The following is an 11,998-nucleotide window of genomic DNA, read 5'->3' on the forward strand; positions in this document are numbered from 1 at the left end:
TATCAAACAAAGGAGGTGACAAAAATGGCAGTTAAGATTAGATTAAAAAGAATTGGTTCAAATAGAAATGCTGCTTATAGATTAGTAGTTACTGATTCTAGAAATCCTCGTGATGGGAGATTTATTGAAGAAATAGGTTCTTATGATCCTACTACTGAGCCTGAAACTATAAAGATTAAGGAAGAAAAGGCTTTAGAATGGCTACAGAATGGTGCTAAGCCTTCTGATACTGTTCGTAATCTGTTTAGTGGGGAAGGAATTATGAAGAAATTTGATGAATTAAAGAAATAAATTAGAGCATGGAGGTGCTCTATTTGAAAGATCTATTAGAGCTAATAGCTAAAAATATTGTAGATAACCCTAGTGAAGTTAAAGTAACTAAGGTTGAAGGTTCTCAATCAGTTATTTTAGAATTAGAAGTTGCTGATGAAGATATGGGAAAAGTTATAGGTAAAAAAGGGAGAATTGCTAAAGCAATTCGAACTGTAGTTAAAGCAGCAGTAACTAAAAAGAAGAAAAGGGTTATTGTAGAAATCATACAATAATTAATTAGAAGGCTAGAGTGCAAACTCTAGCCTTTTGTTAATTATAATAATTCTAAAGTTATTTAGAGGTGAAGTTAGATGGCAGAAAAATTAATTACAATTGGGAAAATAACCCGGCATCAAGGGAATAAAGGTGAAGTTAGAGTTAAAGCGTTGACTGATTTTCCTGAGCACTTTAAAGAGTTGAAAGAAGTTTATTTAGTTAAAAGAAATAATAAGGTCAAGGTTGAAATAGAGAATGTTAGATATCATAAAGGATTTGTGATTTTAAAATTTATTAATTTTGATGATATAGGAAAGGCTATTGAGTATAAAGATTATGATATTAAAATTTTTGAAAGTGATACTAAAGATTTAGAAGAAGGTAGTTATTATTTATATCAAGTCATAGGATTAGAGGTATATACTAATGATAATGATTATTTAGGCAAGGTGGAAGATATTTTAGAAACCGGAGCTAATGATGTTTATATAGTTAATAATAAAGAAGAAGAATTATTGATACCTGCACTGAAGGATGTGATAAAAGAAATAGATCTAGACAATAATAAAATGGAAGTTGAGCTACCAGCAGGTCTAAGATAGGGGGCTAATATGAAATTTGATATCTTGACTTTATTTCCAGATATGTTTGATGGGGTTTTAAATTCTAGTATTTTAAAACGAGCTCAAAAAGAAGGACTGATTAATTTTAATATTACAGATATTCGTAATTATTGTGAAGATAAACATAATCAAGCTGATGATTATCCTTATGGTGGGGGAGTAGGAATGGTACTTAAACCAGAGCCAATTTTTAAGGCCGTTAATGATCTTCAATTAGCAGATTCACAGACCCCAGTAGTTTTTTTAACTCCTCAAGGGAAGACGTTTGATCAATCATTAGCTAAAGACTTAGTAAAAAAAGATCGCCTAGTTTTATTATGTGGTCATTACGAAGGAGTTGACCAACGGGTAAGAGATGAGCTAGTAACACATGAGGTATCTATTGGTGATTATGTTTTAACAGGAGGAGAATTACCAGCTATGGTATTAGTAGATGCTATTTCTAGATTAGTTCCGGGAGTAGTAGGTAGTTCAAAATCTGTAATCCAAGATTCTTTTTACCAAGGATTATTAGATTATCCTCAGTATACTAGGCCTCAAGAGTATAATAGTTTAGAGGTGCCTCAGGTATTATTAAGTGGAAATCATGCTAAAATTGATCGTTGGAGAAGAAAGAAAGCTTTGGAAAAGACCTTAGTTAAACGACCTGATTTATTAAAAGAAGAAGAATTATCAAATAAAGATAAAAATCTCTTAGAAGAAATTAAAAAAGAGCTGGGAAAGGAGTGTCAAGATGGGCCAATCTAATTTATACTTAGCCTTGTTACATTACCCAGTTTATAATAAGAATATGGAAGTGATTACTACAACTGTTACTAACCTTGATTTACATGATATTGCTCGGGCTAGTAGAACTTATAATTTAAAACAGTATTATGTTGTTAATCCTTTAGAATCCCAACAGAAAATGGTAAATCGAATGAATGAGTATTGGTCTAGTGATTTTGGGGCAGAATATAATCCTGACCGTAAAGAGGCATTTAATGTAATTCAAGTTGAAAGTGAACTTGATGATGTAATTGCAGATATTAAAGCAAGAGAGGGCCAAGAACCAATAGTAATTAGTACTGATGCTCGAACTTATCCTAATACAATAAGCTTTTCTAAATTAAAAACTGATATCCAAAAGGAAGAAAGCCCTTATCTTTTGATGTTAGGGACTGGTTGGGGCTTAACTAAAGAAGTGATGAATTCAGCTGATTATATTTTAGAACCAATATCTGGTGTAGGAGATTATAATCACTTATCAGTTAGAAGTGCAGCTTCTATTATGCTTGATAGATTGTTAGGTTCACGGTAGTCTCTTTTTATTCTCTTGTCAAAGATATATTTATGTGTTATAATTATTTTCGTGTAAAAAAACGGGCGGTCCTCTGTTTAATAGGTTAACTCTTATTAGATAAGAACGTTTCGAAAAGGGAGGAAATAGAAATGAATTTAGTTGATGTAGTTGAACAAGAACAGATGAAAGAGGATGTAACAGAATTTAATCCTGGAGATACCGTAAAAGTACACTATAAGGTAGAAGAAGGCGGGAAAGAAAGAATTCAGATTTTTGAAGGTGTTGTAATCAAGCGTCAAGGTGGAGGAATTCGTGAAACATTTACTGTAAGAAAGACATCATTTGGTGTTGGTGTTGAGCGTATATTCCCATTACATTCTCCAAAAGTTGATAAAATTGAGCTTGTTAGAGAAGGAGATGTTAATCGAGCTAAACTATATTACCTTAGAGAACGAAAAGGTAAAGCAGCTCGAGTTAAAGCAAAAAGAAGAAACCGAAGATAATATATCTTACTTAAGAAAGGGACTGGTCTTAAAGGCCTGTCCCTTTTTTACATAATTAGCAGTTTTATTTTAAATGTATAAAAATAATTATTAGGTTCATAAATAGTAATATAGTTGTTTTAATTTTAAATGACCTATGCTTGATATTAAAAGTGAGGGATAAAATGATAAAAGAATATCTAGAGTCTATATTCTGGGCGATTATAATATCAATATTTTTAATTGTTTTTGTAGTACAGGCCTTTTATATTCCCTCTGGTTCTATGCGTCCTACTTTACAGCCAGGAGATAGAATTCTTGTTAATAAATTAATTTATAGATTTAGAGATCCAAAACGAGGAGAAGTAATCGTATTTAAGTATCCAGTTAATCCTAACCGAAAGTTTATAAAGCGTGTAATAGGACTACCTGGTGATACAATTAAGATTGTTGATGGTAGAGTGTATGTTAATGGTAAACCTTTAGAAGAGGATTATACTTTAGAAAAATCGTATACTGATTATCCAGCAATTAAAATTCCTGCTAATAACTATTTTGTGTTAGGGGATAATCGAAATAATAGTAAGGATAGTAGATTTTGGGGTTTTGTTCCTCGTGAAAATATAATAGGGAAAGCAACAGTTATTTTTTGGCCTTTAAATAGGATTAATTTTATTGGAGGGATTAATAATGACTATTCAGTGGTATCCAGGACATATGGCTAAAGCAATGAAAAAAGTGAAGAACCGATTAGATTTAATTGATGTAGTAATTGAATTATTAGATGCACGAATTCCTATAAGTAGTAGAAATCCAGACTTAGACCAATTGCTAGAAGATAAAAGAAGAATCATTGCTCTTAATAAGAAAGATTTAGCTAATCAGGGTTTGACAAATCAATGGCAAGAGTATTTTTCTAACCAAGGTATTTCTGTAGCAGCGATGAATTCCTTGAATGGAAAAGGGGTTAAGAAGTTATTTGCATTAGCTAATCAGCTGATGGTAGATAAACAAAAAGAGTTAGCAGCACAGGGGAGAAAAAGAAAGGATATTAGACTAATGATTGTTGGTATTCCTAATGTAGGAAAGTCCCAGCTGATTAATCAGTTAAGTCAAAAAGGTGCTACTAGAACTGGTAATAAACCAGGTGTTACTAAAGCTCAGCAGTGGATTAAATTAAAAGAAGGCTTTGAATTATTAGATACACCAGGAGTATTATGGCCTAAGTTTGAAGAACAAGAGGTAGGAGTTAAGCTAGCTATTTGTGGAGCTATTAAAGAGGGGAATTTTGATAGTGAACTTCTAGCGTATAAGTTAGTAGAAATGTTACAGGATATAGCACCTGATAAGCTTAAAGAACGCTTTAAGCTTGATTATTTAACTTCTGATACTTATCAATTAGTTGCTGATATTGGAAGAAAAAGAGGTTGTTTACAATCCGGAGGAAGAATTGATAGAGACAGGGTCTCTAATATAATCTTACGAGAATTTAAGGAAGGAAAACTAGGACGATTGACTTTAGAACGTCCACCAAAGGAGGCTAACAAATGAAAGTATCTAAGCTAACAATTAAAGAACTGAAAGAAAAAATAGAAAAAAAGGACCAAGTTTCAGAAGAGTTAATTGTTAAATTAGAAGCTGATAGTAGAACTGGAGTTCACAAAATTGCTCAGAAGTTAAGAAGAAAAGAAGAAAGAAAGAAAGAAGCAAAACAAAAGTTTAAAGAGATGAGCCAGTATGAGAAAAAATTACACCAACAAAATTATAGATTGATTGCTGGGATTGATGAAGCAGGAAGAGGGCCACTAGCAGGTCCAGTAGTAGCTGCAGCTGTAATATTACCAACTGATAAGTTTATTTTAGGACTTGATGATTCTAAAAAATTAAATGAAAAAAAGAGAGAAGAATTGTTTGATATTATTTATAACCAAGCAATAGATATAGGGGTAGGAGTAGTTGATAATCAACGAATTGATGAGATTAATATATTAAATGCTACTTATGAAGCTATGAAAAAAGCGATTAAAGATTTAGAAACTAATCCTGATTATTTATTAATAGATGCTGAAGAGTTATCAGATGTTAACATTCCTCAGCAAGGGATTACTAGAGGAGATAGTAAAAGTATATCAATAGCTGCTGCTTCGATAATTGCTAAAGTAACTAGAGATAGAAAGTTAGTGGAGTATGATAAAGAATATCCCCACTATAATTTTGCTAGTAATAAAGGTTATGGTACAGCAGAACATATCACTGCTTTAAGAGAACAAGGGCCAAGTCCTATTCATCGTCATTCTTTTAAAGTAGTTAAAAAATCAACTTAGGAGTTGAAAAGAATGGTTGAGGCTGGTGATGTCTTAGAAGGTATTGTATTAGAAGTTAAAGAGAAGACCGCAGTGATTAAATTTGGTAACAAAGCCATTGAGGCTAAAGTGCTAGTTGATTTAAAGGTAGGGGAGAGAGTAAAGGTTAAAGTTAAAGGCTTTTATAATGGACAATTAGTACTTAAGGTACTAAAGAGAAAAGATGATTCTGGTTTGATAGATTTTAGAGTTTAATACCCCTCCATTGCTGGAGGGGCGATCTATAAGAGATCTATATTAAAAGATAGTCTAAGACTACCTTCTATCCATATTATATGCAATTTTATAGTATTTAATTATCAGAAAGCAAATATTTCAATTATTTTTCTTGTAAGCGAATTTGATAACTACCTACTTTTTCAAATCGGCCACTTAATATACTACTAAATCGTTCTGTTTCTTGTTTAGCAAAGTTTCCGATGTTGATATAGCCCTTTCCAAATTGTTCTCCTGCTTCATTATAAACGGTGACTATAAATGTAGCAATATGATAGCCCTCTCCTGATTGGTTAGTCATACTTCCTGTAACTTTAATCAATCCATTAGAATTTATAAAATTGATCTTATTACAGATAAAGCCACCATCTATTCTAGTAGCAATTGATTCTTTGTTAGTAGCTGAGCTAGTTGTATTCTCTGGGATCCAGCCTTCAACTTCTACTTTACCTTTTACTTTAATCCAATTTCCTACTTGGTTAACTACTTTTAATTTACTTTTTTGTGGTAATGTGGTAATGACTAATCCTTCTGGTTCAGTTCTAAGTTTAACCTCTTTATCTTTAATAATTAAGTATTCTTGGGCCCAAACAGTAAATCCGGTAATTAATAAACTGATTAGTAGTAAACCAATTAGTTTATGCTTCATAGATTTCACCCTCCAATTATAGTCGGATTAAAATTAATTTTAATCTCTTATTATTAATATTCATGATAAGAGGATATTTTCCTTTAATAATTACTACTGTTTCATGTATATTTATTACTATAATGGGTAAATTATGTTATATAAAATATTTCGGGGGATTAAGTATGAACAAGCGTACTTTAGGGAGTAAAGGGGAAATAATAGCAAAAGAATTCTTACAAAAGCAGGGTTATAAAATAAAAGAGGAAAATTTTTGGTCTCGTTATGGTGAAATAGATATTATAGCAGAAGATGATGATTACTTGGTATTTGTAGAGGTCAAATTCTCGCATCAAACATCTTATGTTAGACCCCAAGAGCAGATCACATATTATAAACAACAACATTTAAAAAGAGTAGCCAATTATTATTTAGTTACTCAACAAATAGAAAAAGATTGTCGGTTTGATGTAGTAGCTATACTGCAAAATGAGGAGCAACAAGAAATTGAATTGATTAGGAATGCTTTTTTAGTTTAGGAGGGGTAGTGTGTTAGCCAAAACAGCTAGTAATGCTGTATTAGGGATAGAAGGATATTTAGTAGAGGTTGAAGTAGATTTATCACAAGGTTTGCCAGCATTTAATATTGTTGGTCTACCAGACACTGCAGTTAGAGAAGCTAAGGAGAGGGTTAAAGCGGCTATTAAAAATTCAGGTTTTGAGTTTCCGGTTAAAAGGATTACAGTTAATTTGGCTCCAGCAGATATAAAAAAACAGGGTCCAGCCTTTGATTTACCAATTGCTGTGGGGCTATTAGCAGCTGTAGGCAGGGTGTCACAAGAGAGATTGAGTGATTATGCTCTAATAGGTGAATTATCTTTAGATGGTCGGATAAGAAGTGGCCAAGGGATCTTACCTATGGTTTTATCGGCCAAGAGAGCAGGGAAAAAAGGGGTTATACTAGCAAAAGAAAATGCTGCTGAAGCCTCAGTAGTTGATGGTTTAGAGATTATTCCTATTAATAATTTAAAGCAAACAGTACGCTACTTAAATGGTCAGTTAGACGTAGATCAAGTGAAAATTGATTTATTTACCAGCAAGCAATCTAGCCATCCACTTGATTTTAGTGATGTTAAAGGCCAAGAGCATGCTAAAAGAGCTTTAGAAGTGGCTGCAGCGGGAGGACATAATGTATTGATGGTAGGGCCACCAGGTTCTGGAAAGAGCATGTTAGCTAAAAGGTTACCAACTATTTTGCCGCCTTTAAGTAGACAAGAAGCTATTGAAGTAACTAAAGTTTTTAGTGTTATAGGTAAGTTATCACGGCCATTAATCACTAAACGTCCCTTTAGGAGCCCTCACCATACTATTTCAGATGCAGGGTTAATTGGTGGAGGTAGAATTCCAAAGCCTGGGGAGGTAAGCTTGGCCCATCAGGGGGTATTATTTTTAGATGAATTACCTGAATTTAAAAAGAGTGTATTAGAAGTGTTACGCCAGCCTTTAGAAGAAGGTGAAGTAACTATTTCAAGATCATTAACCACTTTAGAATATCCAGCTCAGTTTATGTTAATAGCTGCCATGAATCCTTGTAAGTGTGGTTATTATGGTGATCCAACTAAAGAGTGCACTTGTACATCTACTGAGATAAGGAGATATTTAAATAAAGTCTCTGGTCCATTAATGGATAGAATAGATATTCATTTAGAATTACCAAGGTTAAAAGTAGATGAATTAATTGAAAATAAAGCTAAGGAAAGTTCATCTAAAATAAAAGAAAGAGTAGTTAAAGCAAGAAGGAAACAATTGAAGCGTTTTAAGGAAGAAAGAATTACTCATAATGCTCAAATAAATAGTTCTTTACTAAAAGAATACTGTAATTTAAGTGGATCAGCTACTGTATTGTTAAAGGATGCCATTTCTAGATTAAATTTAAGTGCTAGAGCTTATGATCGAATCTTAAAGTTAGCAAGGACAATAGCTGATCTAGCAGCTGAAGAAGAAATAAATTCTAATCATATTGCTGAGGCAATTCAGTATCGAAATCTAGATCGTAAATATAGTACTGGTCTTTAGTATAGGAAAAATAAAATCAATTAAGTAAGAAGGCTCCTTGCAAGGAACCTTCTAAAGATTATCAATTAATGCCACCCAAAATTAATAAAACAAGAATTAAGAAAGTCACATAAGGTCCATCTCCACCATTGTAGTCACCCATCTTTTTCCACCCCCCTTATATTAAGTTATATAACTTAAATAACACCTAAGACTAACAAAATAACAATTATAAATAAAATGCCACCATAATCTTCACCAAAGCCACCATTTTCATAGTCTCCCATTAAACACACCTCCCAAATAATAGTAATTTGATCTTTTTATACGATAAAAAATATGGTATCTTAAGAGGGATAGACTATTTTATAGTATTGGAAAAGACCAGAAGGTTCCAGCAGATAAAGCCTTCTGGTCTAAGATTAATAGTCAATAATTATTGCCAGCCACCGCCTAAAATTAATAAGATAAGAATTAAGAAAGTAACGTAAGGTCCATCGCCACCATTGTAGTCACCCATCTTTTTCACCTCCTTAATTTTATATTAAGTTATATAACTTAAATAACACCTAAGACTAACAAAATAACGATTATAAATAAAATGCCACCATAATCTTCACCAAGTCCAGCTTCTTCATAACCTCCCATAGAGTACACCTCCTAACTGGATACTATTTAAATCAAACTGTTTAATACGATTTAAGATTGATAAGATAAGGGCTAAGAAATAATATTAGTTTATTAAATTTTCTAAGCACCTCCTTATCAATTTCTGGTATATTCTATGCAGGTAGTAGATTTTTTGTTAAAAATAATTTGAAATGTAAAAAAATATAATATAAGCCAAAAAAAGATCCCCCGTTTAAACCGAGGGATCTTTAGACCTTAGTAGATATCATAACTCCAATCTTGGTGATTATTATTATCCCAATTATTTGCAGAATCTTTAAAACAGAAGTTAAATTGTTCTCCATTCTGTACTTCTAATTGAGCAGTCCAATAACCATTACTGCCTGGTTGCATCTCTATATCAGTTATATTCTGCCAGTTTGCACTAGAGCTAGTACCAGCATGAATGTAAAGTTTTTCTGCACCATTTTTAGCTAATTTGCCATTATAGCTAACTGTTACTATATCTCCAGTGTGAATTGGCTTTGGTGCGATATTTACTTCTTTTTTCAATTTGTTTCCTCCTTTAAGGTCAAGTTTATTGAACTGGTGTAGTCTCTTGTTTTTGACGTGGGCTCTCAAAACTAGGGGCAGTAGGATTAGGATTATCAAAGTACTTGCCCGGAGTCGATAGATCAAAGTATAACTTAGAGTCTTCTGTAACCCCGAAATCATCATTAGATGACCTTTGATTATTTTGTACTTTATTTAAAGCTTCCCTAAATAAAGCATTATGAGCTTCTTCTCTATTCAATAAAAAATCAATAGTATCTCTAACACCTTGATCATCGATTTGACGGTGTAAATACTCATAGACAACTTTTGCTCTTTGTTCTGCTGCAATATTAGAGAGGATATCTGCTGCAATATCTCCTGTAACATTAACGAAGTTTCCAGTAAAAGGAGAGCCAGAAGCATTAGCTAACATAGGAGATAGACCTCCTAGAACTTGGCCCTCTATTTGTCCGACATTATCTTTAGTATTAGTCATTTCATGTCCATTTAACATATTAATAGTTTGGGCGACCATTTCTGCATGACTAAATTCTTCAGCGGCGATATCTAAAAAAAGGTCTTTAATTTCCGGGTCCTGAATCCGAAAGCTTTGTGCAAAGTACTGTAAACCAGCTTTTAACTCTCCATTACCTCCGCCAAGTTGTTCTTGTAACATAGAGGCATAAGCGGGATTTGCTTGATCAACTTTAACTTCATGTAATAATTTTTTATTGTGACTAAACATAATTTCAACTCCTTCTTAGTATTCTATAAATTAGTATTTGAATATAACTTAGAGATAATACTGGAAAAAGAACTCAATGAAGTAAATCGTTTATAAGGACAAATTATTTAAATACATATTTACTCTATTACCAACTAATACTAAAGGTATATAACGATAAAATAAGGGATTAAAATGGATACAAAAGATAAAAAGTTAATTAAAAGTATTAATCGGTGATACTTTTTTAGTTAATTTAAATAGAGGTAGAATTAGTTTTAAAGGTAGATTAATAGGTCATTAAAATAGGAGGGTTTAATTATGGAGGAGAAATTATATTGGGTTTGGCTAACTAAAATCCCAGGATTAGGACCTAGAAGAATAAAAAAGTTAGTAGATTATTTTAAAGATGCTAAAGGAATTTGGAATGCTGGTAGAGAAGACCTTAATAGTGTAAAAGGTATTGGTAGTTCTACTAGTATAAAGATTATAGAATCTAAAGCTAGATTTAATTTTAAAAGAGAATTGCAACAGTTAAAGAAATTTAAAGTAAAGGTTGTAACCTTAAGCGATAAATGTTATCCTAAATTATTAAAGGAAATCTATGACCCACCTCCTGTATTGTATTATAAGGGAGATATTTCTAGTTTAGAAAAACCTTGTATTTCTATTGTAGGTTCCCGCAAGTGTACATCTTATGGTCAAAGAATAGCCAATAGACTAGGGCAAAGGTTAGCTGAAATTGGGGTTTCAGTTACTAGTGGTTTGGCCCGAGGAATAGATACTGCTAGTCATCAAGGGGCTGTAAGAACAGGTAGTACAGTTGCTATATTAGGTTCAGGTTTAGATAACATGTATCCACCTGAAAATAGAGGATTGGCAAAGAAAATAATGAATAATGGTAGTCTATTAACACCTTTTTCTTTAGGGACTAAACCCCAAGCAGGTAATTTTCCGGTTAGAAACCGGATCATTAGTGGTTTGTCATTAGGAACAATAGTAGTTGAAGCTGCTCAAAAGAGTGGATCTTTAATTACAGCTAACTTAGCTTTAGAGCAAGGGAGAGAAGTATTTGCTATTCCTGGTGATATTACTAAATCTCAGAGTAAAGGTACTAATAATTTAATTAAGAGTGGAGCAAAGTTAGTACAAAGTTTAGAAGATATTTTAGACGAGTTATCTTTCAAAATAAATTTTACAAGTAATAGACCAAAAAATAATTCGCAAATTATAAATGAGAAGACTTTAAAGTCCTTAGCTCCGCAAGAGAAACAAGTATACCAACAGCTTTCTATTAATCCTCAGCAGTTTGAGTCTATAGTAGCTAAACTCAATTTAAATTCTGGTCAATTAAATTCAGTTTTGTTAGAGCTTGAAGTTAAAGGGTTAGTAGAGCAATTACCTGGTAGAAAGTTCAAATTGAATAAGTATCACAAGGAAAGGAGTATTTAATATCAAATGAACTCTAATGTATACGAAATAATTAGTCAATTAGTGAGAAAAATGTTAAATAAAGAGCAAGAAATTACAGATGAAGAGAGATTAATTAGTACTTTACAAGAAGAAGGATATAAGTTAGAAGATATAAACCAGGCTTTTGAATTTATTTTTTCTTCTTCAGACATAATAGATATATCTAAGGATAAAGAACATAAACAAAGAATACTTGATTTTAGAGAAAGATTTAAATTTAATTTAAATGTACAAGGAATTATAATTAAACTTAATTCTTTAGACCTGCTTTCTAATGAAGAATTAGAAACAATTATAACTAAATCAGTTTCTCACCACAAAATCAGGTTAGATGTATTAGATTTTTGGGAGATTTTAGAAGAAATAATTGATGATGAATTTAGATTAGCTACATTAGTTGAAAAAATTCCTGAGTTTAAGATCATAAATGCTGGAAATCAAGAATATGTTCATTAAATAA

At 32.1% G+C, this 11,998-nt stretch carries 17 protein-coding genes; 14 read left to right on the forward strand and 3 right to left on the reverse strand.

The genetic code is table 11. The annotated features are described in order from the left end of the window. Positions 1 to 24 precede the first annotated feature (24 nt). The 10 genes from rpsP (at position 25) to HALHA_RS03120 (ending at position 5,473) form a co-directional block, all read left to right on the forward strand. The gene (gene rpsP, locus HALHA_RS03075) at positions 25 to 291 is read left to right on the forward strand and encodes a 30S ribosomal protein S16 (RefSeq protein WP_015326325.1); all 267 of its coding nucleotides are present in this window, start codon (positions 25 to 27) and stop codon (positions 289 to 291) included. A gap of 8 nt (positions 292 to 299) precedes the next feature. After that, positions 300 to 545, forward strand: a complete 246-nt coding sequence (locus HALHA_RS03080; protein WP_425402042.1) for a KH domain-containing protein — start codon at positions 300 to 302, stop codon at positions 543 to 545. Positions 546 to 623: 78 nt separating this feature from the next. Beyond that, positions 624 to 1,130: a ribosome maturation factor RimM gene (rimM, locus tag HALHA_RS03085; RefSeq protein ID WP_015326327.1), complete on the forward strand. Its 507-nt coding sequence runs from the start codon at positions 624 to 626 to the stop codon at positions 1,128 to 1,130. A 9-nt stretch (positions 1,131 to 1,139) separates the two neighbouring features. Further along, entirely contained in the window at positions 1,140 to 1,898 is a 759-nt protein-coding gene (gene trmD / locus HALHA_RS03090) for a tRNA (guanosine(37)-N1)-methyltransferase TrmD (protein ID WP_015326328.1), read from the forward strand. After that, positions 1,885 to 2,451, forward strand: a complete 567-nt coding sequence (locus tag HALHA_RS03095; RefSeq protein ID WP_015326329.1) for an RNA methyltransferase — start codon at positions 1,885 to 1,887, stop codon at positions 2,449 to 2,451. Before trmD ends, HALHA_RS03095 begins: the two co-directional genes overlap by 14 nt. 131 nt (positions 2,452 to 2,582) lie before the next feature. Beyond that, entirely contained in the window at positions 2,583 to 2,936 is a 354-nt protein-coding gene (gene rplS, locus HALHA_RS03100; protein ID WP_015326330.1) for a 50S ribosomal protein L19, read from the forward strand. A 164-nt stretch (positions 2,937 to 3,100) separates the two neighbouring features. Further along, complete coding sequence (lepB, locus tag HALHA_RS03105) at positions 3,101 to 3,640, forward strand: signal peptidase I (RefSeq protein WP_015326331.1); 540 nt, start codon at positions 3,101 to 3,103, stop codon at positions 3,638 to 3,640. Beyond that, positions 3,606 to 4,466, forward strand: coding sequence for a ribosome biogenesis GTPase YlqF (gene ylqF, locus HALHA_RS03110; RefSeq protein ID WP_015326332.1), 861 nt, complete (start codon positions 3,606 to 3,608; stop codon positions 4,464 to 4,466). The genes lepB and ylqF overlap by 35 nt, the downstream gene beginning before the upstream one ends. After that, positions 4,463 to 5,239, forward strand: a complete 777-nt coding sequence (locus HALHA_RS03115; protein ID WP_015326333.1) for a ribonuclease HII — start codon at positions 4,463 to 4,465, stop codon at positions 5,237 to 5,239. The genes ylqF and HALHA_RS03115 overlap by 4 nt, the downstream gene beginning before the upstream one ends. A gap of 12 nt (positions 5,240 to 5,251) precedes the next feature. Further along, entirely contained in the window at positions 5,252 to 5,473 is a 222-nt protein-coding gene (locus HALHA_RS03120; protein WP_015326334.1) for a hypothetical protein, read from the forward strand. Between the two features lie 124 nt (positions 5,474 to 5,597). Here HALHA_RS03120 and HALHA_RS03125 read toward each other — a convergent pair whose 3' ends face one another. After that, positions 5,598 to 6,143: an FxLYD domain-containing protein gene (locus HALHA_RS03125; RefSeq protein ID WP_015326335.1), complete on the reverse strand. Its 546-nt coding sequence runs from the start codon at positions 6,141 to 6,143 to the stop codon at positions 5,598 to 5,600. Positions 6,144 to 6,307: 164 nt separating this feature from the next. Between HALHA_RS03125 and HALHA_RS03130 the strand changes: the two genes are divergently transcribed. Both HALHA_RS03130 and HALHA_RS03135 read left to right on the forward strand, forming a co-directional pair. Beyond that, positions 6,308 to 6,661 carry a YraN family protein gene (locus tag HALHA_RS03130; RefSeq protein ID WP_015326336.1) on the forward strand — a complete coding sequence of 118 codons (354 nt, stop codon included), beginning with the start codon at positions 6,308 to 6,310 and terminating at the stop codon, positions 6,659 to 6,661. A 10-nt stretch (positions 6,662 to 6,671) separates the two neighbouring features. Beyond that, complete coding sequence (locus HALHA_RS03135; RefSeq protein WP_015326337.1) at positions 6,672 to 8,198, forward strand: YifB family Mg chelatase-like AAA ATPase; 1,527 nt, start codon at positions 6,672 to 6,674, stop codon at positions 8,196 to 8,198. A gap of 864 nt (positions 8,199 to 9,062) precedes the next feature. On the opposite strand, the gene HALHA_RS03140 is transcribed toward HALHA_RS03135, so the two are convergent. After that, positions 9,063 to 9,359 carry a carbohydrate-binding protein gene (locus HALHA_RS03140; RefSeq protein ID WP_015326340.1) on the reverse strand — a complete coding sequence of 99 codons (297 nt, stop codon included), beginning with the start codon at positions 9,357 to 9,359 and terminating at the stop codon, positions 9,063 to 9,065. A 25-nt stretch (positions 9,360 to 9,384) separates the two neighbouring features. Continuing rightward, a complete protein-coding gene (locus tag HALHA_RS03145) occupies positions 9,385 to 10,086 on the reverse strand; it encodes a manganese catalase family protein (protein WP_015326341.1) in 702 nt (233 codons plus the stop codon). A 300-nt stretch (positions 10,087 to 10,386) separates the two neighbouring features. Between HALHA_RS03145 and dprA the strand changes: the two genes are divergently transcribed. Beyond that, positions 10,387 to 11,517 carry a DNA-processing protein DprA gene (gene dprA / locus HALHA_RS03150; RefSeq protein ID WP_015326342.1) on the forward strand — a complete coding sequence of 377 codons (1,131 nt, stop codon included), beginning with the start codon at positions 10,387 to 10,389 and terminating at the stop codon, positions 11,515 to 11,517. A gap of 6 nt (positions 11,518 to 11,523) precedes the next feature. Further along, positions 11,524 to 11,994 carry a DUF494 family protein gene (locus HALHA_RS03155; RefSeq protein WP_015326343.1) on the forward strand — a complete coding sequence of 157 codons (471 nt, stop codon included), beginning with the start codon at positions 11,524 to 11,526 and terminating at the stop codon, positions 11,992 to 11,994. Positions 11,995 to 11,998 lie beyond the last annotated feature (4 nt).

The sequence above is a fragment of the Halobacteroides halobius DSM 5150 genome (assembly GCF_000328625.1).
In the GTDB taxonomy this organism is placed as follows: domain Bacteria; phylum Bacillota; class Halanaerobiia; order Halobacteroidales; family Halobacteroidaceae; genus Halobacteroides; species Halobacteroides halobius.